Origin of the sequence: Roseomonas sp. CAU 1739 (assembly GCF_039839775.1) — a bacterium.
Classification (GTDB): Bacteria; Pseudomonadota; Alphaproteobacteria; order Acetobacterales; family Acetobacteraceae; genus Neoroseomonas.
The window spans coordinates 36,990-60,937 of sequence record NZ_JBDOQQ010000008.1; the positions used below are offsets into that span (position 1 = coordinate 36,990).

Sequence of the window (23,948 nt, forward strand, 5' to 3'; positions counted from 1 at the left end):
CAACCACGCCGCGGACTTCCCGGGTCTTGCGGCATCGAGCCCGAATGATCGGCAAGGTCGCCAGGCGTCGTGGCCACACCAACGCGCATGGCGAGGCGGCGGCCTGTCCAGGGCGTCCAGCAAATGTGCGATTGCAGGAGCAGCTCTCGGCGCGTCAGCCACCACCGCGCGGCGTCTCTCGGCGGACGTTCGCGTCGCCTCGAGCCGGGTTGCGGTGCCGCACCACCACTTCGACGTCCCCAGCCCGTAGCCACCATGAAGCGACCTGAAGACCTGTACAGGTGAGCGACCCCGACCAGGGTGACCGGATCGGTGCATGGACCGCCAGTTGAAGATCAGGATTCAGCAGCGCCTTGCGTGGCCGGGCAGCCGGTCAGCACGCCACTCCCGGCGCGCGCAGCACATGGACCGTCGCCGCGCCATGGCTGCGAACCGCCACCGGCTCGAAGCCGGGAAGGTCGATCGCCTCCTCCAGCCCCGCCTCCGCCACCAGCAGAGCGCCCGGCGCGATCCAGCCGGCGGCGTCCAGCCGGCCCACCGCCTTTTCCACCAGCCCCTGGCCATAGGGCGGGTCGAGGAATACCAGCCCACAGGGCACCCGCGCGCGCGGCGGGCGCGTCGCATCGGCGGCGAGCACGGCGCTGCGCGGTTCCTCCTTGCAGGCGGCGATGTTGGCGCGCAGGGCGGACAGCGCGGCGCGATCGATCTCGAAGAAGGTCGCGTGATCGGCACCGCGCGACAGCGCTTCCAACCCCAGCGCGCCGGTACCGGCGAAGGCGTCCAGCACCAGTTGGTCCTGCACCACTGTCCGCCCGCCCCAGGGCGCGTGCCACAGCATGTCGAACAGCGCCTGCCGCACGCGGTCGGCGGTCGGGCGCGTCGCCGCCCCCTCTGGCGCGCGCAGCACCCGGCCACGGTGGCGCCCGGCGATGATCCTCATCGCGCCACCGCGCCGAAGCCGGCCAGCAGCAGGTCGGTGACGCGGGTGAGCAAGGCCGTCGCCGCCGCCTCCTCGCCGCTGGATGCGACCAGGTCGGGGTGGTGGAAGCGCATCGTCGCGGTCAGCACGACCTGGGCATCCGCCTCGGGCGCCGTGACGGAGGGCAGCGACCCATCGGCGCGGCCATCGGCCAGGATGCGCGCGACCTGCGCCACCAGCCCGCCGACATGCGCGGCGATGACCTCCGGGCTTTCCACCACGACACGATGGAAGCCGGCGAACATCTCCGGGTCCTCCAGCACCTTGCGACGCTTGATCGCGGCCAGCGTGGACAGCCAGGCGCGCAGCCGGGCCGGCGGCGGCGCATCGCCGGCGGCGATCACCGCGAGCGGCGCCGTCACCTCCGCCAGCCAATCCTCCGCCACCGCCGCGCGCAGCGCCTGCTTGCTCGGGAAGTGGCGATAGACATTGCCGTGGCTCATGCCGAGCCGCTTGGCGACATCGAGCACGGTGAGCTTGTCCGGCCCGTGCCGCCGCAGCAGCGCCGCGGCGGCTTCCAGGATGCGGGTACGGGTATCGGCCGCCGGAACGTCCATCCCGTTCCTATGCAGCGGCGGAGCGTTCGCTGTCGAGGGACGCCATGTGGTCGGCGTCGTAGCGCGTGCCCGCCACGGCGCCGTCGGGCACCGCCGCCTCGAAGGCCGGGATGGCATCGGCCGGCAGGTCGAGTGCCAGGGTGCCGAGCGCTTCGGCCAGCCGGTCGGGCCGCCGGGCGCCGATCAGCGGCAGGATATCGTCGCCGCGCGCGGCCACCCAGGCGATCGCCGCCTGCGCCGGGGTCGCGCCGAAGCGCGCGGCAGCGGCGGCCAGCGCCTCGGCGAGTGCGGTGTTGCGGGCGAGGTTGGCGGCCTCGAAGCGCGGCGAATGGGCGCGGTAGTCGCCAGGTCCATTCGGCCGGCTGCCGCCGATCAGCCCGCGGCCGAGAACGCCATAGGCGGTGATGGGAATGCCGTGCGCGCGGCAGGCATCGAGCACGCCATTCGCCTCGATGCTGCGCGACAGCAGCCCGTATTCGATCTGCAGCGCCGCCACCGGGGTGACGGCATGGGCGCGGGCGATGGACGCACCGCTCGCCTCCGACAAGCCGAAATGTCGCACCCAGCCGGCGCGGATGAGATCACCGACGGTCCCCGCCACATCCTCGATCGGCACATCGGCCGGGATGCGCGCGGGCATGTAGAGATCGACATGGTCGGTGCCGAGCCGCTTCAGCGTCATGGCGAGGAAGTTGCGGATCGAGGCCGGCCGGGCGTCGAAGCCGACGAAGCCGCCGGCCGGGTCGCGCAGCGCGCCGAACTTCACCGCGACGAAGGCGCGGTCGCGATGGTCGGCCAGCGCCCGGCCGAGCAGCATCTCATTGTGGCCGGAGCCGTAGAAATCGCCGGTGTCGAAATACGTCACGCCGGCATCGAGCGCGGCGTGGATGGTGGCGACCGAGGTCGCCGCATCGGCCGGGCCGTAGAAATCGCTCATGCCCATGCAGCCGAGGCCGATGGGGTAATGGTCGAGGCCGCCGAGGCGGCGCGGGGTGGAGATGGACATGGTGCGGCACTCCGGTTGCGATGACCGGACGCTACCGCCGCACGGATGAAATGACAATATCTGTTTTTTGTTATCGCACTTTTGTCAGTCGCCGCGAGGCTTGTGTCCCTCCCGCCCGCGCACCGGCCGCCGCGACCCCATGGACGCGCTGCGCGCCCGCGGCGGGCGGCGCGGGCCTTCCGGCGGCGGGTCGGCCAGCAGGGGGGATTGGGCGATCTCGCGCAGCCGCTTCGGCGCTTCCAGTCCGAGCTGGTCGCGCAGCACCTTGGCGTTCACTTCCTCGACCGCGCCACGCGGCAGCACGCCGAGCTGGAACGGGCCATAGGCGGTGCGGATCAGCCGCGTCACCTCCAGCCCGAGATGCGTCATCACGCGCCGCACCTCGCGGTTCTTGCCTTCCTTGATGGACACGGTCAGCCAGGAATTGGTCCCCTGCCGCGCATCGAGCCCGGCCTCGATCGGGCCATAGATCACGCCCTCGATGACGATGCCGCGGATCAGGGCGGCCAGCGCCTTCTCATCCACCCGCCCATGCACGCGCACCCGATAGCGCCGCAGCCAGCCATTGGATGGCAGTTCCAGCTTGCGGGCGAGTTCGCCGTCATTGGTCAGCAGCAGCAGCCCCTCGCTGGTCAGGTCCAGGCGTCCGACGCTGACCAGCCGCGGCAGGCCCGGCGGCAGGCGTTCGAACACCGTCGCACGGCCTTCCGGGTCGCGATGCGTCGTCACCAGCCCATCGGGCTTGTGGTAGCGGAACAGGCGGGTGCGTTCGGGGGCGGCGACCTGCTTGCCATCGACGGCGACATGGTCGCCCGGCGTGATGAAGGTAGCCGGCGTTTCCACCACCTTGCCGCCGAGCTTCACCCGGCCCTCGGCGATCATCTTCTCCGCATCGCGGCGGGAGGCGACGCCGGCGCGCGCCAGCCACTTGGCGATGCGCTCGCCGCGCTTCGGGTCGTCGGCATCCTCGGTCATCGGGCAGCCTCGACGAAGGCGGTGAAGATCGACGGATCGCGCGGATCCACCGCATATTCGGGGTGCCATTGGACACCGAGCGCGAAGCGATGGCCGGGATGCTCCACGCCTTCCACCACGCCATCGGGAGCCACCGCATTGACGATGCCGGAACCCGCCGTCGCCACCGCCTGGTGATGTGCCGAATTCACCGCCATGCGCGGGGCGCCCACGATGCGCGACAGCAGCGTGCCAGCGGCGATGCGCACCTCATGCCCCGCCTCGGTGCGCGGGTTCGGCTGTTCATGGGCGAGCGCGCCGGCGACCTCGTCCGGGATGTGCTGGACCAGCGTGCCGCCGAAGGCCACGGCGAGCAGTTGCTGCCCGCCGCAGATGCCCAGCACCGGCTTGTCGCGCGCCAGCGCCACCCGCGTCGCGGCCAGTTCGAAATCCGTGCGGCCAGGCTTGAGCGTCACTTTCGGATGCGGTGCGCCACCACCCCACAAGGCAGGATCGACATCGAAGGCGCCGCCGGTCACCAGCAGGCCGTCGACTTCGTCCATGTAGGCTTCCGCCAATGCCGGGTTGTGCGGCAGGGCGACCGGGAGGCCGCCGGCCGCGATCACCGCATCGAAGTAGTTCTGCCGCAGGGCATACCAAGGCAGTTTCGACCAGCCGCCGGCCGGTTCCGAATCCAGGGTGACGCCGATCAGGGGACGGTTGCGCATGGCGCCAGATAGCGAGTGCGCCGGCATGGCGTCCAGCGCGACAGTGGTGATCACTGGCCCGTCGCATGGCGGCGCCGACGTTTGAATCTTCCAGCCCTCCTCCTGCGGATCGCTCGGCGCGACCGCGCCCGGACCAATCTTTGCGCCCGGTGCGTCAGTGCAAGGCGCGCAAGCCAGGCCGCCGCATGGCGGCGCCGGCGCCTGAGGCAGGACAAGGACTCCAGCGGCCCATCCCATGGGCCGCTGGACGCGGCGCGGCGGGCAATGCAAATGATCCTCACATGTCCCGGTTCGGTGAGCGACGCGGCTACCATCACGGCAATCTGCGCGAGGCGCTGGTCGCCGCCGCCGTCGATCTGATCAGCCAGCACGGCCCCGCCGGCTTCACGGTGGCCGAGGCCGCGCGTCTCGCCGGCGTATCCCCCGGCGCGCCGTATCGCCATTTCCGCGATGCCGAGGCGCTGCTCGCCGAGGTCGCGCTGCGCGGCTTCGAACGCTTCGCCGAGGCGTTGTCGGCCGCCTGGGCCGGCGGCAGGCCGGACCCGCTGCGCGCTTATGAAGCCCTCGGCCGCGCCTATCTCGACTTCGCGCGGCGCGAACCGGCCTATTACGCCGCGATGTTCGAGACGCGTATCGTCCAGGACGCCCATCCGGGCCTGGCCGCCGCCGGCGACCGCGCCTTCGGCGTGCTGCGGGAGGCGACGGACGTGCTGGTCGCGCGGCTGCCCGAAGGCCGGCGCCCGCCGGTGCTGATGGTGGCGCTGCATATCTGGTCGATGTCGCACGGCATCGCCTCCCTGTTCTGCGGGCCGGCCGGGACGAGACGGAAACTGCCCATGCCGGCCGAGGACCTGCTGGAAGCCGGCCTGCTGATCTACCTGCAGAGCCTGGGCCTGGCGGGCGGCCCGTAACGAAGCGTCACGCGTATCGAATCTGCTTGACCAGGCTCATGCTGACCCCCAATGTAAATGTCGCTTGCATTTACATCCCGCAGGCCGAACCCGTGAGGAGCACCATGTCCGCCTCCGCCTATCCCGCTTCCGACGACTATCCGAGCCGCCGCGAGCGCCGCTGGCGGGACCCCCGCTTCGAAGGCGGCCCATCCTGCGCCGGCTGGAGCCCCTGGACGCTGCCCAAGCCGGTGATGATCGCCGCGATGGTCCTGGGCTTCATCGCCTTCTGGCCGATCGGCCTGGCCGTGCTGTTCTTCATGATCGGGTCGGGACGCATCGGCCGCCGCTGGGGGCAGCGCTACGGCATGGTGCCCGGCGGCGCCGCGCCGATGGGTCCGACCGCCTGGCCGGCCTGGTGCGGAGGCGGGCAGTCCTCATCCGGCAATACTGCCTTCGACGAATACCGCGTCGAGACGCTGCGCCGGCTGGAGGAGGAGCAGAAGGACTTCGCCGCCTATCTGGAGCGCCTGCGCTTCGCCAAGGACCGCGCGGAGTTCGAGCAGTTCATGACGGACCGGCGGCCGCGGCCGCCGGCACCGCCGGAACCGCCCGCGCAGGGCTGACGCAGGGGTCTTCACCGCCCGGCTGGTTCCCAGCCGGGCGGTTTCCGTTCTACGCCTTCCCCATGACCCCCATCGACATCGCCCTCGCCGAAGCCGCCGCCGCCGCCGCGCGCGGGGAGGTCCCGGTCGGCGCCGTGGTCACCGATGCGTCGGGCGCCGTCCTCGCCCAGGCCGGCAACGAGGTCGAGGCCCGCTGCGACCCCACCGCCCATGCCGAGATCCTCGCCCTCCGCGCCGCCACCGCCCGGATCGGGTCCCCACGCCTGCCGGACTGCACCCTGACCGTCACGCTCGAACCCTGCCCCATGTGCGCCCAGGCGGCGTCGTTCTTCCGGGTGAAGCGCATAGCCTTCGGCGCCTATGACCCCAAGGGCGGCGGCGTCGAACATGGCGCCCGGATCTTCGCCGCATCCTCTTGCCACCATGTGCCCGAGGTCGTCGGCGGCCTCCGCGAAACCGCCTGCGCGGCGCTGCTGCGGGACTTCTTCGCCGCCCGGCGTTGACCGGTCGCGCGCGGCCCGCCATTCATCGCGGCGGCATCAGGTGAAGCGGAACGCCATGCGCGAACTGAACGGCAGCGACCTGCTCAACGGCAGCGACCACGAATTCGTCGTGAACCTCTACACGGTCATCCTGAATCGTTGGCCGGACGAGGATGGCTATCGACACTACCTGCAGCGGGCGGAAAACCGGCCCGAGCTCCGCCAGCCCCTGATCGACGAAGTGGCGGCCAGCCAGGAGGCCCGCAACCTGGGCGTCGTCGTGCGCTGGCCGGACGCACCAGCCCCGGCGCAGGCCATGGCCGCGGCGGCACCGGCCATCGCGCCGGCACCGGGCGACCTGTCCGGCGCCCTCACCCAACTGCGCGACGGCCTGGCGACGATGGAAGCCGCCGCGCTGGTCGAGGCCCAGCGGCTGCTCGCCGAAACGCTCGCCGCAGTCGCGGCCCACCAGGCAGCGCAGCTCGAGGCCCGCATCGCGCGACTGGAACGGCTGGGCGGCTGATCGGAGCGCCGCCTGAAGGCGCTGGCGGTCCCTCGCCCGCACAGGCCAGTGGATGGTCCTGCTGCGCGGCGGCCGGACCCGATGGGGGAAGCGGCCGGCCAATCGGTTGGCGAGGTGCTCGTCGAGCACCGCCACGATCAGCGGCGCCGGCTACCGTGAGCGAGCGAGATTGGGTTCGGCGGCGCGCACCCCGGGCACGGCGACCGGATCTCGATCGTCACGCCTGGGCTGCCCGCTTCCATCGCCTTCACCGACGTCATACCAACGGCAGAAGTCATTCACTCGTGCCGAGGCCGCGAAGTTGGGCCGGCGAAAGCCAAGCAAACCGGAGCCAAGCAAACCGGAGGTTTGCGCCTCACGCCATGGGCGTGCCTTCGGCACGACGCGTCCGGGGGCAGGCTGAAGCCGATACCGACGGTCGAAGAATTCGGCCGTTGGTATCAGTGGCGATGACAGCAAGGACGGCCTGGTCACGCGGCACGGCGACCTGGGGACCGCCGGGGCAGGCGACGAGGACCTGGTCGGCACCATCGCCATGTTCGCGCAACAGGTGACGATGGCGCATGCCGGGGCGCTGCCCAGGCCTGGGGCTGCCCGGGCGACGCGCCCAAGGGGCTGGACTCGCCGCTCTGCACCCTGCCGGGCTGGCCCGATTTCGGCTGGCCGCAGGCCCTGCGCGCCGGTCGGGCGATTTGCACCGGCCGGCCGGCAGGGCTATCCACCCGGCCTTCCGAGTATAGGGACCCCGCCATGACCCCGGCTGAACGCGCCGCCGTGCAAGCCCATCTCCGCCGTCTGTTCGGCAACAACCGGATCGCCGTGATGGCACCGGAGCGCAAGGGCGCGAGCGTCGAACTGCGCGTCGGCGACGAGTTCATCGGCACCATCCACCGCGATGCCGAGGATGGCGAAGTGTCCTACGCCGTCCAGATCGTGGTGCTGTCGGAAGACCTCGAAGTGCCGAACTGAGGTTGACCGCCGGAGTGCTCGCCTGGCGAGTTCTCCGGCGCCGTCAGCCCGTGGCCTTCGGCTTCCGCGGCAGCAGGAAGACCGAGGCCAGAGCGAACATCAGCAGCGCCATCGCGCCCAGGATCCAGGGCGTCACGCCCGGCCCGGCTTCCAGCGCCGATGCCTGCTGCACCGTCGCAGGATGCGCGGGATCATAGACGACCGTCACGCGGCTGCCGGCCGGCGACTGCGCAGGTTCGGCCGAGGCGCCGGACGCGGCTCGCACGCGGCGTCCATCCGCAGTGGCAAACTGGAACACGGGATACCAGGTCGTGCTGCGGCGCCCGCGCACCTCGTCATAGCCGACGATGGCGGCTTCGGTGCGCTGGCCGCGTGAGGCCAGCGTCCAATGGGCACTCGCCTGCGACCAGGCGTGCCAAGCGAACAGGGCGCCGAGGCCGAGGCAGAAGGCGCAATAGACCCATCGGCTTTGCGACGACGTGGCCGTGGCCATGCCCGGACCTCCAACAGGGGCGCGCCAGGCGCCCGATTGCGAAGGGAGCCTAGTCCACGCCGCGGCGACGCGACAGCGGGACGCCCCGTTGTCCGGACACGCCTGCCAAGAGTCTCCACGGCCGCCAGCCCCTACGCGTCAGCCGCCGAGACGCGCCTTCACCATCGGACCGGCCTTCGCCATGTCGAGCACCGCGGCATACTTGCCTTTCAGCGCCGCCATCACCTTGCCCATCTCCTTGATGCTGGTCGCCCCGGTCTCGGCGACGGCGGCGTCGACCGCGGCGGCCATCGCGGCATCGTCCATCTGCTGCGGCAGGAAGCTCTCGATCACGGCGATCTCGGCTTCCTCCTTGGCGGCGAGTTCCTCGCGGCCACCCTGGCGGTACAGGGCGACGCTCTCGGCGCGGGACTTCGCCATGCCGCGCAGCATGGCCACGATGCCGGCCTCGTCGACCGGCGGGCCGGGACGGGCGGCGATGTCGGTGTCCTTCAGCTTCGCCGTGATCATGCGCAGGGTCGAGACGCGGGCGGCATCGCGGGCCAGCATGGCCACCTTGAGTTCATCGGTGAATCGGTCGCGCAGAGACATGGTCGGCATCCTTGATCGTGTTGCGGCGGCTATAAAGCGTGATCGCCGCAGGTGGAATCGCCGAGGCGTGAATCACACCATCGAACAACGGCATGGAACAGGGGGCGTGCGCGAAGGCGAACGGATCCTGCCTTGGCGCGGGAGATGCCTGGGAGCAAATTTCCCACCCGCCGAATTCGACTTGCCTTGGGAAATCACTTCCCGGCATAACCCTGCCCATGCGCACCGTGGAAGATATCATCGCCCTGCTCGGAGGTCCCGAGGCGGCGGCGTCGCATTGCGGCGTCGGCACCGAGGCGATCCGCAAATGGCGCCAGGCCCGGGCCATCCCGGCCAAGCATTGGCCGGCGGTACTGACCGCGACCGGCCTTTCCCTGTCCGACCTGCCGGGCGCGCCCGGCGAAACCCAGAAGACGGAGCCGACCATGGCCTCTGCCGATACCCCCCCTGACGGCGCCACCGGCTGCCTGGTGCTGGCCGACGGGACGATCTTCTGGGGCCGAGGCTTCGGGGCCGAGACCGCCACGGTCGGCGAGATCTGCTTCAACACCGGGATGACCGGGTATCAGGAGACGCTGACCGACCCGTCCTATGCCGGGCAGGTCATCACCTTCACCTTCCCCCATATCGGCAATGTCGGGACCAATATCGAGGACCTGGAGAGCCTGACGCCGGCCGCGCGCGGTCTGATCGTCAAGCAGGACGTGACGGAGCCGGCGAATTACCGGTCCACCAGGCATCTGAATGGCTGGCTGGTGTCGCATGGCATTCCGGGCGTGGCGGGGATCGACACCCGCGCGCTGACGGTGCGCATCCGCGACCTCGGCGCCCCGAACGGGGTGATCTGCCACCGCGCCGATGGGAAGTTCGACATCCCTGCCCTGCGCGCCCAGGCGGCGGCCTGGCCGGGGCTGGAGGGGATGGACCTGGCGAAGGAGGTCACCTGCCGCCAGACCTTCGCCTGGAACGAGACGGAATGGGCATGGCCGGACGGCTTCGGCCAGCAGGTGGCGCCGACGCACAAGGTCGTCGCGGTCGATTACGGGGCGAAGCGCAACATCTTGCGCTGCCTGGCCTCGGCCGGATGTGACGTGGTGGTGGTGCCGGCGACGGCGACGGCCGAGGAGATCCTCGCCCACAAGCCGGATGGCGTGTTCCTGTCGAACGGCCCGGGCGACCCGGCGGCGACGGGCGAGTACGCCGTCCCGGCGATCCAGGGCGTGCTGGAGACGAAGCTGCCGGTGTTCGGCATCTGCCTGGGGCATCAGTTGCTGGCGCTGTCGCTGGGGGCCAAGACCTACAAACTGCCGCGCGGGCATCGCGGGGCGAACCAGCCGGTGAAGGACCTGACCACCGGCAAGGTCGAGATCACCAGCCAGAACCATGGCTTCGCGGTGGACCCCAAGACACTGCCGGCGCATGCCAAGGTCACGCATGTCTCGCTGTTCGACGGCACCAATGAAGGCATCGCGGCGACCGACCGCCCAGCCTTTTCCGTGCAGTACCACCCGGAAGCGAATCCGGGGCCGACCGACAGCCACTACCTCTTCCATCGTTTCGTCGAGATGATGGAGGCGTCCAAGGCGAACCGGGGCTGAACCCGGGCGCAGGATCGCGTCCGATGACCATGGCGCCGACCCGCCCGACGAAGCCCGCTTCCCGGGCGATCCTGGGGCGGCGCGCAGGTCAGGATCGGCCGCGCAAAGGAGGGGAACTCGCATGTTCGATTTGAAGGGGCGCGCGGCGCTCGTCACCGGCGGCAATGGCGGCATCGGGCTCGGCTTCGCGCGGGGGCTGGCGAAGGCCGGGGCATCCGTGATGGTGGCCGGGCGCAATGCCGCCAAGAATGCCGCCGCCGTCGCCGAGTTGAAGGCGCTGGGCGCCGCCGCCGACAGCGTCGAAGTGGACGTGACGGACGAAGCCTCGATCCGCGCCATGGTGGCGACCACGGCCGATCGGCTCGGGCGGCTCGACATCCTCGTGAACAATGCCGGGACCAATATCCGCAACCGTCCGGAGGTCTACCGGATGGAGGATTGGCACACCGTCATCGCGACCAACCTGACCTCCGGCATGATCGCCGCGCAGGCGGCGTATCCGTTCCTCAAGGCCGGCGGCGTCGGCCGCGTCATCAACAACGGGTCGATGCTGTCGATCTTCGGCCTGCCCTTCCATGCGGCCTATGGCGCATCCAAGGGCGGCGTCGTGCAGATGACGAAGAGCATGGCGGTGGCCTGGGCCGAGGACGGCATCACGGTGAACGTCATCCTGCCCGGGTGGATCGACACCGACCTGACGCGCAAGGCGCGGCAGGACATGGCGAACCTGAACGAGGACGTGCTGCGCCGCACGCCATCCAAGCGTTGGGGTGCGCCCGGCGATTTCGAGGGCGTCGCGGCGTTCCTCGCGTCGGATGCGGCAGCGTTCATCACGGGCGTGGCCATCCCGGTGGATGGCGGGTTCTCGGTGCACGGGTGATGCCCTCCGTCGAGACGCTGCTCGTCTTTGCCGCGCTCTCGCTCGGCCTCGCGGCGACGCCTGGGCCGAACATGCTGTATCTCGTCTCCCGCGCCCTAGCGCAGGGGACGGGCGCCGGCATGGTCTCGCTGGTGGGCTGCCAGGTCGGGTCATTGCTGATCATGCTGTGTGCGGCCGCGGGGCTGACCGCCGCTTTGTTCGCCGTGCCCTATGCGTGGGACGTGCTGCGGATCGGCGGGGCGGTCTACCTGGCCTTCCTCGCCTTGCAATGCCTGCGGCCGGGCGGGCAGCCGATCTTCGCGCCGCGTGCGATGCCGCGCGAACCGGCGGCACGGCTGTTCTCTGTCGGCTTCGCGACTGCGGCGCTGAACCCGAAGGTCGCGCTGTTCTACGTGGCAGTGCTGCCGCCCTTCATCGACCCGGCGCGCGGCGATGTCTTCACCCAGGGCGTGGTGCTGGGCGCGGTGCAGATCACCGTCGCCATCATCTTCGACGGCGTGCTGGTCTATGGCGCGGCGGGGGTGGCGCGGTTCCTCGGCACGCGGCCGGGCTGGATGGCGGCGCAGCGCTGGATCCTGGGCGCCGCGCTGGGGCTGATCGCCGTGCGTCTCGCAACCGATGGGCGGCGCTGATGTATCTCTATGGCCTCGATGCACTCGCGCATGGCGCGACGGCGGCGCTGATCGGCTTCCTGCCGGCGGTGCTCCTGTTCTGGCGGCTGACGCGTGGCTTGGGTGGGCCGCGGGTGCAGCGGCCCTTTGTCGCGGTCTGCGCGGCGTTTGGCATCGCCATCGCCGTGGCCGGCACCTGGGCGGTGAATTTCGAGCGCGGCGGCTTCGCCGATGAAGCCGTGGCCGGCGCGCTGATCGGCGGGGCGCTGGCCGGGTTGGTCGCCTTCCTGATCCTGCTGCTGTTTCCGCGGAGCCCCTGAACCATGCGTCGCGTGATCCTGGCGGCCCTGCCGCTGCTGGCCGGCTGCGGCATCACCGAATGGCAGGACCCGCCGCGCGGCCTGCAGAGCGTCTGCGACGATGCGGGCGCGCGGTCGAATATCGGGCGAGTGAGCGATGTCGATGCCCGCCCGCGGCCCGAATGCCGCCCGGCGCCGGCGCCACGCGGGGCACCGTGATGGACCAGATGGATCCCGATCTCGGGCTGTTCCTGCTTGGCCTGCTCGGCTTCGCCCTCCTGCTTGGCTGCGGGTTCGCCACCGCGCTGGTCTGGCCGCTGACGCGCGGGGTCGCATCCCGCGCGCGGCGTGTCGCGCTGGCCGGTATTGGCGCGCTCGGCGTTTTGCAGGCCGGGCTGTGGGCCTTCGCGCCAGCCTGGTGGCGCGCTGCGCCCGCGGACCATCTGCCCCTGCTGTTGCTCTCCCAGGCGCTCGTCTGCGGCGCCCTGTTCCTGGCAGGCGGCCCCGCCGCCGCCCCTTCTTCCCCCGAGGCCTGATCCCATGCCCAAGCGCACCGACATCAAGTCCATCCTCATCATCGGCGCCGGCCCGATCGTCATCGGCCAGGCCTGCGAGTTCGACTATTCCGGCGCCCAGGCCTGCAAGGCGCTGCGCGCCGAGGGCTATCGCGTCATCCTGGTGAATTCCAACCCGGCCACGATCATGACCGATCCGGGGCTGGCGGATGCGACCTACATCGAGCCCATCACCGTCGAGATGCTCGAGAAGATCATCGCCAAGGAGCGCCCGGACGCGCTGCTGCCGACCATGGGCGGGCAGACCGCGCTCAACACGTCCCTGAAGCTGGCGGAAGCGGGCATCCTGGCGAAATACGGCTGCGAACTGATCGGCGCCAAGGCCGAGGTGATCGACAAGGCCGAGGACCGCCAGAAGTTCCGCAACGCGATGACGAAGATCGGCATCGAGAGCCCGCGCTCCGAGATCGCCCACACCATGCCGGAAGCCTGGGATGCGCTGAAGGTCGTCGGCCTGCCTTGCGTCATCCGGCCGTCCTTCACCCTCGGCGGCACGGGCGGCGGCATCGCCTACAACAAGGAAGAATTCGACCAGATCGTCGCCGCCGGCCTCGCCGCCTCCATGACCTCCGAGGTGCTGGTCGAGGAAAGCGTGCTGGGCTGGAAGGAGTATGAGATGGAAGTCGTCCGCGACCGCGCGGACAACTGCATCATCATCTGCTCCATCGAGAACCTGGACGCGATGGGCGTGCATACCGGGGACAGCGTGACCATCGCGCCCGCGCTGACGCTGACAGACAAGGAATACCAGCGGATGCGCGACGCATCCATCGCGTGCCTGCGCGAGATCGGCGTCGATACCGGCGGGTCGAACGTGCAGTTCGGCATCAACCCCGCCGATGGCCGCATGGTGGTCATCGAGATGAACCCGCGCGTGTCGCGGTCCTCCGCGCTGGCCTCGAAGGCGACCGGCTTCCCGATCGCCAAGGTCGCGGCGAAGCTCGCCGTCGGCTACACGCTCGATGAGCTGCAGAACGACATCACCATGGTCACGCCGGCCTCCTTCGAGCCGACGATCGACTATGTCGTGGTGAAGATCCCGCGCTTCACCTTCGAGAAGTTCCCCGGCACGCCGGCGACGTTGACGACCAGCATGAAGTCGGTCGGTGAGACCATGGCGATCGGGCGTTCCTTCGCCGAAGCCTTGCAGAAGGGCCTGCGCGGGCTGGAGACGGGGCTGTCCGGCCTCGATGAGATCGCGGTGCCGGGCGATGGCAGCGCGCAGGCCTTCCACGCCGCGCTGGCCACGCCCAAGCCCGACCGCGTGGTCGTCGCCGCGCAGGCGATGCGCGCCGGCGTCTCGATCGAGGAAATCCACGAGGCATCGAAATTCGATCCCTGGTTCCTGCGTGAGATCGAGAAGATCGTCATGGCCGAGAATGAGGTGAAGGCGAAGGGCCTGCCGCAGACCGCCCACGCGATGCGGACGCTCAAGGCGCTCGGCTTTTCCGACACGCGGCTGGCGGCCATCGCGGGCGTGAAGGAGGCCGATGTGGCTGCCCTGCGCGGCAGGCTTGGCGTGCAGCCGGTCTACAAGCGCATCGACACTTGCGCGGGGGAATTCGCCTCCGAGACGCCGTACATGTATTCGACCTACGAAGGCGGCTTCGGCGTGCCGGTGTGTGAATCGCGCCCGACCGCGCGCAAGAAGGTGGTGATCCTCGGCGGCGGGCCGAACCGCATCGGCCAGGGCATCGAATTCGACTATTGCTGCGTCCATGCCTGCTACGCGCTGCGGGATGCCGGCTACGAGACCATCATGGTCAATTGCAACCCGGAGACGGTGTCCACCGACTACGACACCTCCGACCGACTGTATTTCGAGCCGCTGACGGCCGAGGACGTGATCGCCCTGATCCGCAAGGAACAGGAATCCGGCGAGGTGCTGGGTTGCATCGTCCAGTATGGCGGGCAGACGCCGCTGAAGCTTTCCCAGGCGCTGCACAAGGCGGGCATCCCGATCCTGGGCACCTCCGCCGAGGCCATCGACATCGCCGAGGATCGCGAGCGCTTTCAGCAGCTGCTGAAGGGCCTCGGCCTGAAGCAGCCGCAGAACGGCACGGCGCGTACGCTGGACGAGGCCGTGCATGAGGCCAACCGCATCGGCTATCCGGTGGTGGTGCGGCCCTCCTATGTGCTCGGCGGCCGCGCGATGGAGATCGCCTACAATGACGAACAGCTCCGCCGCTTCGGCGCGGAAGCCGTGAAGGTCTCGGGCGAGAATCCCATCCTGATCGACCAGTACCTGGCCGACGCCATCGAGGTCGATGTCGACTGCATCTGCGACGCTGCGGGCCAGGTCTATGTCGCCGGCGTGATGGAACACATCGAGGAAGCCGGCATCCATTCCGGTGACAGCGCCTGTTCCCTGCCACCCTATTCCCTGCCGCCGGCGATCGTGACGGAGCTGAAGGCCGAGACGGAAGCCATGGCCCGCGCGCTGAAGGTGCAGGGGCTGATGAACGTGCAGTACGCGGTGAAGGACGGCGACATCTACGTCCTGGAGGTGAACCCTCGTGCCTCCCGCACCGTTCCCTTCGTGGCCAAGGCGACAGGTGTCGCGGTCGCCAAGATCGGCGCGCGGGTGATGGCGGGCGAGCATCTGTCGACCTTCAATCTCGACGACGACGCCGTCTCCCGTCATGTCGCGGTCAAGGAAGCCGTCTTCCCCTTCAACCGCTTCCCGAACGTCGACGTCATCCTCGGGCCGGAGATGAAGTCGACCGGCGAGGTGATGGGCCTCGACCATTCCTTCGAGCGTGCCTTCCTCAAGGCGCAGCTCGGGGCGGGGGTGAAGCTTCCCGAAGCGGGCACGGCCTTCATCTCGGTGAAGGACAGCGACAAGGCGGCGGCGGTGACCATGGCGCGGCGGCTGGCTGATATGGGCTTCCGCATCCTGGCCACCCGCGGCACCGCGGGGCGCATCCGCGAGGCCGGGCTCGAGGTCCAGGTGATCAACAAGGTTCTGGAAGGCCGGCCCCATTGCGTGGACGCCATGAAGTCCGGCGACATCCAGCTGGTGATCAACACCACCGGCGGCGGGCAGTCGGTGGCGGACAGTTTCGACATCCGCCGGTCCGCCCTGACGCATGGCATTCCGCACTACACCACGGCGGCCGGTGCCCGTGCCGCGGTGCACGCGATTGCGGCCCTGAAGGCCGGAACCCTTGATGTGGCCCCCCTGCAAGCGTATTTTGCTGCGTCGTTCTGACCACATGGGGGCCTTTCGGGCCCCCGTGGCGTCTCTCCCCCCACCGACCGCCAGGCCTGGCTCACCCCGGACCGAGGGCCGGCCTGGGGGGCTACTATCTTTGGGAAGGGTTCGCCGTGCAGAAGTTCCCGATGACCGCCGAGGGCCTGCTGCGTCTCGAGGAGGAGCTGAAGGTCCTCAAATCCGAAGAACGCCCGGCCATCATCCGTGCGATCGCCGAAGCGCGCGCGCATGGCGACCTGTCGGAGAACGCGGAATACCACGCCGCCCGCGAACGCCAGTCCTTCATCGAGGGCCGCATCGGCGAGCTCGAATCCATCATTCCGTCGGTCGAGGTGATCGATGTCTCCCGGCTGTCGGGCGACAAGGTGCTGTTCGGCGCCAAGGTCACGATCGTCGATGAGGAAAGCGACGACGCCAAGACCTATCGCATCGTCGGCCAGTATGAGGCCGACATGAAGAATGGGTCGATCTCCGTCACCTCGCCGCTCGCCAAGGCGCTGATGGGCAAGAAGGTCGGCGATTCCGTCGAGGTCCCGGCCCCCGGCGGCGCCCGTTCGGTCGAGATTACCGCCGTTCATTACGCCTGACCGCCGGCGACATTGCCGTGCGGCCAGGGCGCTCCGGGTCACCCGGCGCGCCCTTCGTCTTTCTGGTCCACCACATCAAGGAACTCCCATGTCCGCCGTGAACGCGCTTCATCCCACCGAGGCCCCTGTCGTGCCGAGCGTCACGCTCGCCGACATTCGTGCCGCGGCGGAGCGAATTCGCGGCGCCATCCTGCGCACGCCCACCATCGACAGCCCCGCGGTCAGCCGCGCGGCGGGTACGCGCGTCTTCCTCAAGCTCGACAATCTGCAGGCGACCGGCGCCTTCAAGGAACGCGGGGCAGCGAACCGGCTCGCTCTGCTGAATGCGCGCGAACGCGCGGCCGGCGTCATCGCCATGTCGGCCGGCAACCACGCGCAGGCGGTGGCGCGCCATGCGCAGCTCGCCGGCGTCAAGGCCACCATCGTGATGCCGAAATTCACCCCGGCGACGAAGGTGGTGCGCACCGAATCCTGGGGCGCGCGCGTCGTGCTGCATGGCGAGACGCTCGCGGAGGCCGCCGCGCATGCGCATGACCTTGCACGGCGCGAAGGGCTCGTCTTCGTCCACCCCTATGACGACGCCGCGGTGATCGCCGGCCAGGGCACCATGGCGATCGAGATGCTGGAGGATGCGCCGGAGATCGAGGTGCTGGTCATCCCGATCGGCGGCGGTGGCCTTTGCGCCGGCGTCGCCAGCGCGGCGGCCGAGCTGCGCCCGGGGATGAAGGTCTATGGCGTGGAGGTGGAAGGCTATCCCGCCATGGCGCAGCGCCTGGCGGGCCAGCCCGTCTCGGTCGGCGGGCCGACCATCGCCGAGGGCATCGCCGTGCGCGATGTGGGGGAAACGCCTCTCGACATCCTGCGCCAGCTTGGCGTCGAGGTGCTGCTGGTGCCCGAACGTGCCGTGGAGCAGGCTGTCGCGCTGCTCGCCGAGGGTGCCAAGGTGGTGGCGGAAGGCGCGGGTGCGGCGGCCCTCGGCGCGATCCTGACCTACCCGGAACGCTTCGCCGGCAAGGTGGTGGGGACCACGGTGTGCGGCGGCAACATCGATGCGCGCGCGCTGTCCAACGTGCTGCTGCGCCAGCTGCTGCGCGACGGGCGCATCCTGCGCCTGCATTTCGACATTCCCGACCGGCCCGGCGTGCTGGCCGACATCGCCCAGCGCATCTCCGATGTCGGGGGCAACGTCATCGAGGTGAAGCACCAGCAGCTGTTCGGCGCACCGACCGTGCAGAGCACCGAGTTGCACCTGATGATTGAAGTGCGCGACGCGGCCCAAGGCGACGCGCTGATCGCGGCGATGGAAGCGGCGGATTACGTCGTCAGGCGCGGATGATGCGGGGCCCGCAGGGGCAGCGCCCCATGCGCGCAGGACTGCCGATCTGAAGGCCAAGGCGGCCGCTGGCGGTCTTCGTCCCGGGGCGGTTCCGACAAGATTGGAACCGCTCCGGCCCAGCTTCGACGGGCATCTTCATCCGCCCGGGTGATTCCACCCGGATGGCGCCTGCCTTACCCCATCGGCTCGATCGAGATCGCCAGAGCCTCCTCATAGACCATGTCCACCTGCTCCCCGACCCGCAGTCCCAGGATGAAAGCCCGCGTATCCAGGCTCTCCGCGGTAACGGTTCGCGACATGTTGTTCGGGCCGACGAAGCTGACCGTACCACCCAGCCGATCGACCTCCGTAATGGTGACCCGGCCCGAGCGGACCTTGGTGACCTCGCCGCCCGGTCGCGTCGCCTCTCGCGCGATCGCCACGCCGGCGAAGGGCTGGCTGCCTGGCGCGCCCGCAGGGACCGCCTGCGCCGCAAGCGCTTGATAGTACCGCACCGTCACGCGGTCGCCCGCCTTGATCTGGTTGAGACGCTGCACGGCACGTCCGGCGACCACCGTCACCAGCTTGCCGGTCTGCGCGCCCGCCTGGCCGCGCAGCAGCACTTCACGCGCCTGCTGGTCCACAGTCTCGACGACCGCGACAAGGGTTGTAGTCCGCTCAACCTCGACCGACTGGCAGGCAGCGAGGAACGGGAGGAGCAGGAGCGGACGGCGCTTCATGGCGGATCTCCATCGCTGGCGTTGCCGACGCTCTCACAACGCGGCCACCAAACCTTCCGCCACGAGGGCGGCCGCGGCCATGATCTGGATCAACCGGCATCCGCCGGCGAAGGCTTCAATCGCATCTCCGCCATCATCTGCCGGGCATGGACGCGTTCAGCCCCCAGGGGCCTCCGGACACCGATACCTGACCGCGCATCTCGGAGAGGGCAGCGTCCACCCCGGTTCCCTCCTCACCCGATCGGCACCCCCGCCGCGTCCTTCGCCGTCCTGATCGTCTGCAGCGTTTGCACCCGCAGCACGGAGGCTGCGTTGGTCAGCCGCGTGGTCAACTCGTTCTCATGCGCCGTGTCACGCGCAACCAGGCGCAGCAGGAAGTCGCCGCCGCCGCGGATCATGTGGCATTCGCGCACCTCGGGCCAGGCGGTCGCCAGCGACTCGAAGGCGTCGAGCACGGCGAGCTTCTGCGATTCGAGCCCGACCAGGGCGAAGAAGGTGATTTCCCAGCCAAGGGACACCGGATCCACATCGGCGTGGTAGCCGCGGATGATGCCGGCTTCCTCCAGCCGTCGCACGCGGCGCAGGCAGGGTGGGGCGGACAGGTTCACCCGCCGGGCCAGTTCGACATTGGTCATCCGGCCGTCCTGCTGGAGTTCGGCAAGGATGTGCCGGTCCACCGAGTCGAGATCGGGGTCGTGTTCGCGGTTCATCGTGCCAACTCGTTTGCTTCGTTGCTCAGGCGCGGCCTCTGGCGCAATATCATTGCAGGAGCCCCGTCCATCAAGGCATTGGGTTGTGGGGGCGCCGGGAGTGCCCGATATCCAGAGAATTGCAACAAGGTATGGATTGCCTGCCGTGGCCGAGATTCATCGCACCCGCCTTCTGATCATCGGCGCCGGCCCGGCGGGGTATACGGCGGCGATCTATGCCGCGCGAGCAGGCCTTGCGCCGCTTGTGGTGGCCGGGCTGCAGCCTGGCGGGCAGCTGACCATCACGACGGATGTCGAGAACTACCCGGGCTTCGCCGAGGCCATCCAGGGCCCCTGGCTGATGGACCAGATGCAGAAGCAGGCCGAGCATGTCGGTGCCAAGGTGCTGTTCGACATCGTCACGGCGATCGACCTGTCGCGCCGGCCATTCCGCGCCACCGCCGATTCGGGCGGTGTGTTCGAGGCCGATTCTGTGGTCATCGCCACCGGCGCCCAGGCGCGCTGGCTTGGCATTCCCGGTGAGAAGGAACTTGGCGGCTTCGGCGTTTCCGCCTGTGCGACCTGCGACGGGTTCTTCTATCGCGGCAAGGATGTCGCGGTGATCGGCGGCGGCAATTCGGCGACGGAGGAAGCGCTGTACCTGTCCAACCTCGCCCGCCACGTCACGCTGATCCATCGCCGCGACAGCCTGCGGTCGGAGAAGATTCTCCAGCAGCGGCTGTTCGCAAAGCCGAACATCACGGTGCTGTGGGACACGGTGACCGAGGCGGTGCTGGCCGACGATTCGGGCCGCGTGCCGGTCGCCCGCGGCTTGGCGCTGCGCGATGCGCGCACGGGCGAAGGCCGCGAACTGAAGGTGGATGGCGTCTTCGTCGCCATCGGGCACGCGCCGGCGACGGCTCTGTTCCAGGACCAGGTGGAGATGGATGCGGAGGGCTACATCGTGACGCGGCCGGGCACGACACGGACCTCGATCCCCGGCGTGTTTGCCGCCGGGGACGTGCAGGACAGGATCTACCGGCAGGCGGTGACCGCCGCCGGCACCGGCTGCATGGCGGCGCTGGAGGCGGAGAAGTTCCTCGCCGCGGCGGATGCCGAGACCGAGCAAGCGGCCGCCTGATGCCGATCGACTGGGACAAGCTCCGCGTCTTCCACGCCGTTGCCGAGGCGGGGTCCTTCACCCATGCGGGGGAGACGCTGAACCTCAGCCAATCCGCCGTGTCGCGGCAGATCCAGGCGCTGGAGGAAGCGCTGACGGTGCCGCTGTTCCACCGCCATGCGCGCGGGCTGATCCTGACCGAGCAGGGGGAGACGCTGAACCGCACGGTGCGGGAGGTCTTCGCCAAGCTGGCGATGACCGAGGCGCTGCTGACCGAAAGCCGGGAACGCCCGGCGGGCCGGCTGAAGGTGACGACGACGACGGGCTTCGGCAGTTCCTGGCTGGCGCCGCGGCTGCGCCGGCTGCTGGATTTGCATCCCGAGATCAGTGTGACGCTGCTGCTGGACGATTCCGACCTCGACCTGGCGATGCGGGAAGCGGATGTCGCCATCCGCATGCATCCGCCGCGGCAGCCGGACCTGATCCAGCGGCACATCGCGACCTTCGGCTGGAAGGTGTGCGGGTCGCCTGGCTATTTGAAGACGACGGGGATCCCGCAGCGGGTCGAGGATCTCGATGCGCATCGGCTGATCGTCTATGGCGACTACCGCCCGCCGATCGACAACATCAACTGGCTGGCCGAGGCCGGGCGGCGGTCCGGCGCGCCACGCCGCGCGGCAATCGAGATCAATTCCCTGCCGGGGATGCTGGAGGCGGTGCGCAGCGGCCTGGGGCTGGCGGCGCTGCCGGACTACATCACCCAGTTGGATGACCTGGTCCAGGTGCTGCCCGATGTGAAGGCGCCACGGATCGAGGCATTCTTCGTTTATCCGGAGGAGATGCGCCATTCGAAGCGGGTGGCGGTGTTCCGGGACTTTCTGATGTCGGAATTGGTCAATACAGGAGGCTGACGCGGGTCTGTCACGCGCATCACACAATGGTGAGCGCAAGGCATGCATTTGGGGCATACCCGGGTGGTGCATATCGAGAATCACGCATGTCGATTTCGGGATTAGGTTTTGGTCATCCGGCGACTAGGTCGGAAGGGGTCCTCTGGATCCCTCGTCTCCCAGACGTGAAGCCTCCCTGTTGACTAGGCCCGCTCCCCCCAGGGGTTGCGGGCCTTTCTTTTTGGGCCTGATGGTGTCGCGGGGCGATTGCCGAACATGCCGCGCGGCTTGTGCAACGCAGGGTCATGCAATTGCAACGTGCACTACGGGTGGCGACACTCACCCATTCCGACACGCCTTCCGCCGCCTGGACAACGCGGAGTGGTGTCTTTTGGCATCATTCTTGCCTATCTATCCCAACTGACGGGCTCCCACCGGACGCTGTTCCAGGCCACTTCTGACGCCCCAGATCCCTTGCCATGCGTGGCAGTCCACCCTGGCGGCATGGGCGAAATCAGGCCACAGCGCCGCGGTGCCGTTCGAGTTCTTGCTTTGTTCCAAATCCTACCTCATGGTCCCACCCATGCCCCGCGAGGTCGCACCCCCACCCCCCTGGCTGGACGAGGAGACGATGCGTCGGCTTCGCCTCACCTGCGATCAGACCCCGGTGAGCGACCCCGCCCTCCAGGCAATGCGCGACGCCCTGTGGGGCCGTTATCCCGCCCTGCCCGTCACCGTGATCGAGGAAGCGGCACGATACCTGACGCCTCAACGGATCGGGACTACGACACGGCCGCGCCGCTACGGCATCCTGTTCGTGCGCCTGGCGCGCATCGCCGCGCGCTTCCGTCCGACCTGACGTCGCCGCCGAATCCCATCGGCCCCTGCCGCGGAGCCCCGCCATGACCGACCACGAACGCTGCCGCTGGGCCGAGAAAGACCCGCTGGAACGCGCCTATCACGACACCGAATGGGGCGTGCCCGAACGCGACCCGCGCGCGCTGTGGGAATGCCTGATGCTGGAAGGCTTCCAGGCCGGCCTCGCCTGGATCACCGTGCTGCGCAAGCGGGATGCATTCCGCGCCGGCTTCGCCGGCTTCGACCCGCACAAGGTCGCCCGTTTCACCGAGGCCGACATTCTCCGCCTGCTCGCCGATGCCGGCATCATCCGGTCGCGCGCCAAGATCGAGGCGACCATCCGCGGAGCCCAGATCTTCTGCGAGATGCACGCGCGCGGCGAAAGCTTCGCCGACTACTGCTGGTCCTTCACCGGCGGGCAGGTGTTGGACGGCGGCGGCACGACCCAGGCGGTCTCGGCCGAGCTCGCCGAACGCGTCTCGAAGGACCTCAAGCGCCGCGGCTTCAAATTCGTCGGGCCGACCATCGTGCAGGCGTGGCTGCAGGCTGTCGGCATCGTCAACGACCACAGCGCCGGATGCTTCCGCCGCGTCGGCTGATCCGGCGTGATCCGCGCAGGCGGCGGGCAATCTGTGGCGCAGGCCGGCGCGCATGCTCGCCGAGACAATGCTTGACGCGGGCTGCGCCGGTCGTCTGCCATGGTCGCAAGCCCGGCACGGGCGGATGGGAGGACACCGATGTACCAGACCCGCCATGGCGCGGCGACGACGCGCCGCGCCCTCCTTGCTGCCGGCACCGCAGCACTGGCCGCGCCGGCTGTCGCGCAGGCAGCCTGGCCCGCCGCCCCGGTCCGCTTCATCGGCATCTTCCCCCCCGGCGCCTCGACCGACCAGCTGTCGCGCATCTGGTGCCAGCGGATGACCGACATCACCGGCCAGTCCTTCGTGGTCGAGAACCGCTCCGGCTCGGGCGGCAATGTCGGCACCGAGGCGATCGCGCGATCCGTGGCCGATGGCACCACGATCGGGCTTGGCTCGGTCTCCTCCCTGTCGATCGCGCCGACGCTGTACCGCCACCTCCCCTTCGATGTGATGCGGGACTTCACCTATGTCTGCGGGCTGTGGCAGTTGCCCAACCTGCTGGTGGTGCGCCCGGACCTGCCGGCGCAAACCATCCCGGAGCTGGTCGCGCTGTGCCGCCAGGACCCGGGTCGCTACACCTTCGGCAGTTCCGGGGCGGGCACCACGCTGCACATCGCCGGGGAGATGTTGAAGCAGATGGCCGGGGTGAACATCCTGCACGTGCCCTATCGCGGCGGCGCCCCGGCCTATACAGACCTGCTGGGCGGTCGGCTCGACATGATCTTCGGCAACATCCCCGAGGCGCTGCGCCTGACGCGCGACGGCAAGGTGCGCGCGCTGGGCGTGACCGGCGCCGCCCGCAGCCCGCAGGCGCCCGAGGTGCCGACGATCGGCGAATTCATCCCCGGCTACGAGATCACCTCCTGGGGCAGCGTCATCGGGCCGGCCGGCATCGCGCCGCGCATGGTCGCGCGCATGGCCGAACTCGGTCGCCAGGCGGTCGAAAGCCCGGAGGTGCGCCGGCGCTATGAGGAAGGCGGCGCGTCGGCGTGGTGGGTCGGGCCCGAGGACCTTGCCGATTTCCGGCGTGAGAACGAGGCCCGCTTCGCCCCGCTCATCCGCGCCTCCGGCGCCGTGGTGGAATGAGGCCAACGGCCCGATGTCTTACGCGGGCCGAGGCCGCGAATGCGGCC

General features: G+C 69.5%; 28 protein-coding genes. 19 read left to right on the plus strand and 9 right to left on the minus strand.

The window, feature by feature from the left end:
* Positions 1 to 373: 373 nt before the first annotated feature.
* From rsmD to AAFN86_RS14415, 5 genes are all read right to left on the minus strand, one after another.
* Positions 374 to 940 carry a 16S rRNA (guanine(966)-N(2))-methyltransferase RsmD gene (rsmD, locus tag AAFN86_RS14395; protein WP_347544045.1) on the minus strand — a complete coding sequence of 189 codons (567 nt, stop codon included), beginning with the start codon at positions 938 to 940 and terminating at the stop codon, positions 374 to 376.
* A complete protein-coding gene (locus AAFN86_RS14400) occupies positions 937 to 1,536 on the minus strand; it encodes a TetR/AcrR family transcriptional regulator (RefSeq protein ID WP_347544046.1) in 600 nt (199 codons plus the stop codon). Before AAFN86_RS14400 ends, rsmD begins: the two co-directional genes overlap by 4 nt.
* 7 nt (positions 1,537 to 1,543) lie before the next feature.
* Positions 1,544 to 2,542 carry an aldo/keto reductase gene (locus tag AAFN86_RS14405; RefSeq protein WP_347544047.1) on the minus strand — a complete coding sequence of 333 codons (999 nt, stop codon included), beginning with the start codon at positions 2,540 to 2,542 and terminating at the stop codon, positions 1,544 to 1,546.
* 84 nt (positions 2,543 to 2,626) lie between these two features.
* Complete coding sequence (locus AAFN86_RS14410) at positions 2,627 to 3,517, minus strand: pseudouridine synthase (protein ID WP_347544048.1); 891 nt, start codon at positions 3,515 to 3,517, stop codon at positions 2,627 to 2,629.
* The gene (locus AAFN86_RS14415) at positions 3,514 to 4,224 is read right to left on the minus strand and encodes a gamma-glutamyl-gamma-aminobutyrate hydrolase family protein (RefSeq protein ID WP_347544245.1); all 711 of its coding nucleotides are present in this window, start codon (positions 4,222 to 4,224) and stop codon (positions 3,514 to 3,516) included. Before AAFN86_RS14415 ends, AAFN86_RS14410 begins: the two co-directional genes overlap by 4 nt.
* 281 nt (positions 4,225 to 4,505) lie before the next feature.
* Between AAFN86_RS14415 and AAFN86_RS14420 the strand changes: the two genes are divergently transcribed.
* From AAFN86_RS14420 to AAFN86_RS14440, 5 genes are all read left to right on the plus strand, one after another.
* Complete coding sequence (locus AAFN86_RS14420; protein WP_347544049.1) at positions 4,506 to 5,135, plus strand: TetR/AcrR family transcriptional regulator; 630 nt, start codon at positions 4,506 to 4,508, stop codon at positions 5,133 to 5,135.
* A gap of 104 nt (positions 5,136 to 5,239) precedes the next feature.
* Entirely contained in the window at positions 5,240 to 5,740 is a 501-nt protein-coding gene (locus AAFN86_RS14425; RefSeq protein ID WP_347544050.1) for a DUF2852 domain-containing protein, read from the plus strand.
* Between the two features lie 62 nt (positions 5,741 to 5,802).
* Positions 5,803 to 6,243, plus strand: coding sequence for a nucleoside deaminase (locus tag AAFN86_RS14430; RefSeq protein ID WP_347544051.1), 441 nt, complete (start codon positions 5,803 to 5,805; stop codon positions 6,241 to 6,243).
* A 55-nt stretch (positions 6,244 to 6,298) separates the two neighbouring features.
* Entirely contained in the window at positions 6,299 to 6,745 is a 447-nt protein-coding gene (locus tag AAFN86_RS14435; protein ID WP_347544052.1) for a DUF4214 domain-containing protein, read from the plus strand.
* Between the two features lie 750 nt (positions 6,746 to 7,495).
* Positions 7,496 to 7,714, plus strand: coding sequence for a DUF3126 family protein (locus AAFN86_RS14440; RefSeq protein WP_347544053.1), 219 nt, complete (start codon positions 7,496 to 7,498; stop codon positions 7,712 to 7,714).
* 43 nt (positions 7,715 to 7,757) lie between these two features.
* On the opposite strand, the gene AAFN86_RS14445 is transcribed toward AAFN86_RS14440, so the two are convergent.
* Together AAFN86_RS14445 and AAFN86_RS14450 are read right to left on the minus strand one after the other, a co-directional pair.
* Complete coding sequence (locus AAFN86_RS14445) at positions 7,758 to 8,207, minus strand: DUF3592 domain-containing protein (protein WP_347544054.1); 450 nt, start codon at positions 8,205 to 8,207, stop codon at positions 7,758 to 7,760.
* Positions 8,208 to 8,345: 138 nt separating this feature from the next.
* Positions 8,346 to 8,798 carry a GatB/YqeY domain-containing protein gene (locus AAFN86_RS14450; RefSeq protein WP_347544055.1) on the minus strand — a complete coding sequence of 151 codons (453 nt, stop codon included), beginning with the start codon at positions 8,796 to 8,798 and terminating at the stop codon, positions 8,346 to 8,348.
* A gap of 212 nt (positions 8,799 to 9,010) precedes the next feature.
* On the opposite strand from AAFN86_RS14450, the gene carA reads away from it, so the two are divergent.
* From carA to AAFN86_RS14495, 9 genes are all read left to right on the plus strand, one after another.
* Positions 9,011 to 10,396, plus strand: a complete 1,386-nt coding sequence (gene carA, locus AAFN86_RS14455; RefSeq protein ID WP_347544246.1) for a glutamine-hydrolyzing carbamoyl-phosphate synthase small subunit — start codon at positions 9,011 to 9,013, stop codon at positions 10,394 to 10,396.
* A 121-nt stretch (positions 10,397 to 10,517) separates the two neighbouring features.
* Complete coding sequence (locus tag AAFN86_RS14460; RefSeq protein WP_347544056.1) at positions 10,518 to 11,276, plus strand: SDR family oxidoreductase; 759 nt, start codon at positions 10,518 to 10,520, stop codon at positions 11,274 to 11,276.
* Positions 11,276 to 11,908 (plus strand): LysE family translocator, encoded by a 633-nt coding sequence (locus AAFN86_RS14465; RefSeq protein ID WP_347544057.1) that lies wholly within the window; start codon positions 11,276 to 11,278, stop codon positions 11,906 to 11,908. The genes AAFN86_RS14460 and AAFN86_RS14465 overlap by 1 nt, the downstream gene beginning before the upstream one ends.
* Positions 11,908 to 12,207, plus strand: coding sequence for a hypothetical protein (locus tag AAFN86_RS14470; protein ID WP_347544058.1), 300 nt, complete (start codon positions 11,908 to 11,910; stop codon positions 12,205 to 12,207). The genes AAFN86_RS14465 and AAFN86_RS14470 overlap by 1 nt, the downstream gene beginning before the upstream one ends.
* A gap of 3 nt (positions 12,208 to 12,210) precedes the next feature.
* Entirely contained in the window at positions 12,211 to 12,405 is a 195-nt protein-coding gene (locus AAFN86_RS14475) for a hypothetical protein (protein ID WP_347544059.1), read from the plus strand.
* The gene (locus AAFN86_RS14480) at positions 12,405 to 12,722 is read left to right on the plus strand and encodes a hypothetical protein (RefSeq protein ID WP_347544060.1); all 318 of its coding nucleotides are present in this window, start codon (positions 12,405 to 12,407) and stop codon (positions 12,720 to 12,722) included. The genes AAFN86_RS14475 and AAFN86_RS14480 overlap by 1 nt, the downstream gene beginning before the upstream one ends.
* Before the next feature lie 4 nt (positions 12,723 to 12,726).
* Entirely contained in the window at positions 12,727 to 15,972 is a 3,246-nt protein-coding gene (carB, locus tag AAFN86_RS14485; RefSeq protein WP_347544061.1) for a carbamoyl-phosphate synthase large subunit, read from the plus strand.
* Between the two features lie 116 nt (positions 15,973 to 16,088).
* The gene (gene greA, locus AAFN86_RS14490; protein WP_347544062.1) at positions 16,089 to 16,562 is read left to right on the plus strand and encodes a transcription elongation factor GreA; all 474 of its coding nucleotides are present in this window, start codon (positions 16,089 to 16,091) and stop codon (positions 16,560 to 16,562) included.
* Between the two features lie 88 nt (positions 16,563 to 16,650).
* Positions 16,651 to 17,898, plus strand: coding sequence for a threonine ammonia-lyase (locus tag AAFN86_RS14495; RefSeq protein WP_347544063.1), 1,248 nt, complete (start codon positions 16,651 to 16,653; stop codon positions 17,896 to 17,898).
* A 173-nt stretch (positions 17,899 to 18,071) separates the two neighbouring features.
* Here the strand turns inward: AAFN86_RS14495 and AAFN86_RS14500 are convergent, their stop codons facing one another.
* Together AAFN86_RS14500 and AAFN86_RS14505 are read right to left on the minus strand one after the other, a co-directional pair.
* Positions 18,072 to 18,617 (minus strand): hypothetical protein, encoded by a 546-nt coding sequence (locus AAFN86_RS14500; RefSeq protein WP_347544064.1) that lies wholly within the window; start codon positions 18,615 to 18,617, stop codon positions 18,072 to 18,074.
* Positions 18,618 to 18,850: 233 nt separating this feature from the next.
* On the minus strand, positions 18,851 to 19,327 hold the full coding sequence (locus AAFN86_RS14505; RefSeq protein WP_347544065.1) for an Lrp/AsnC family transcriptional regulator: 477 nt from the start codon (positions 19,325 to 19,327) through the stop codon (positions 18,851 to 18,853).
* A gap of 145 nt (positions 19,328 to 19,472) precedes the next feature.
* Between AAFN86_RS14505 and trxB the strand changes: the two genes are divergently transcribed.
* The 5 genes from trxB to AAFN86_RS14530 all read left to right on the plus strand — a co-directional run bounded on the left by trxB (position 19,473) and on the right by AAFN86_RS14530 (position 23,901).
* Positions 19,473 to 20,447, plus strand: a complete 975-nt coding sequence (trxB, locus tag AAFN86_RS14510) for a thioredoxin-disulfide reductase (protein WP_347544066.1) — start codon at positions 19,473 to 19,475, stop codon at positions 20,445 to 20,447.
* Complete coding sequence (locus AAFN86_RS14515) at positions 20,447 to 21,337, plus strand: LysR family transcriptional regulator (RefSeq protein WP_347544067.1); 891 nt, start codon at positions 20,447 to 20,449, stop codon at positions 21,335 to 21,337. The genes trxB and AAFN86_RS14515 overlap by 1 nt, the downstream gene beginning before the upstream one ends.
* A 646-nt stretch (positions 21,338 to 21,983) precedes the next feature.
* On the plus strand, positions 21,984 to 22,175 hold the full coding sequence (locus AAFN86_RS14520) for a hypothetical protein (protein ID WP_347544068.1): 192 nt from the start codon (positions 21,984 to 21,986) through the stop codon (positions 22,173 to 22,175).
* 43 nt (positions 22,176 to 22,218) lie between these two features.
* Complete coding sequence (locus AAFN86_RS14525; RefSeq protein ID WP_347544069.1) at positions 22,219 to 22,773, plus strand: DNA-3-methyladenine glycosylase I; 555 nt, start codon at positions 22,219 to 22,221, stop codon at positions 22,771 to 22,773.
* 138 nt (positions 22,774 to 22,911) lie between these two features.
* A complete protein-coding gene (locus AAFN86_RS14530; RefSeq protein ID WP_347544070.1) occupies positions 22,912 to 23,901 on the plus strand; it encodes a tripartite tricarboxylate transporter substrate binding protein in 990 nt (329 codons plus the stop codon).
* Positions 23,902 to 23,948: the final 47 nt, after the last annotated feature.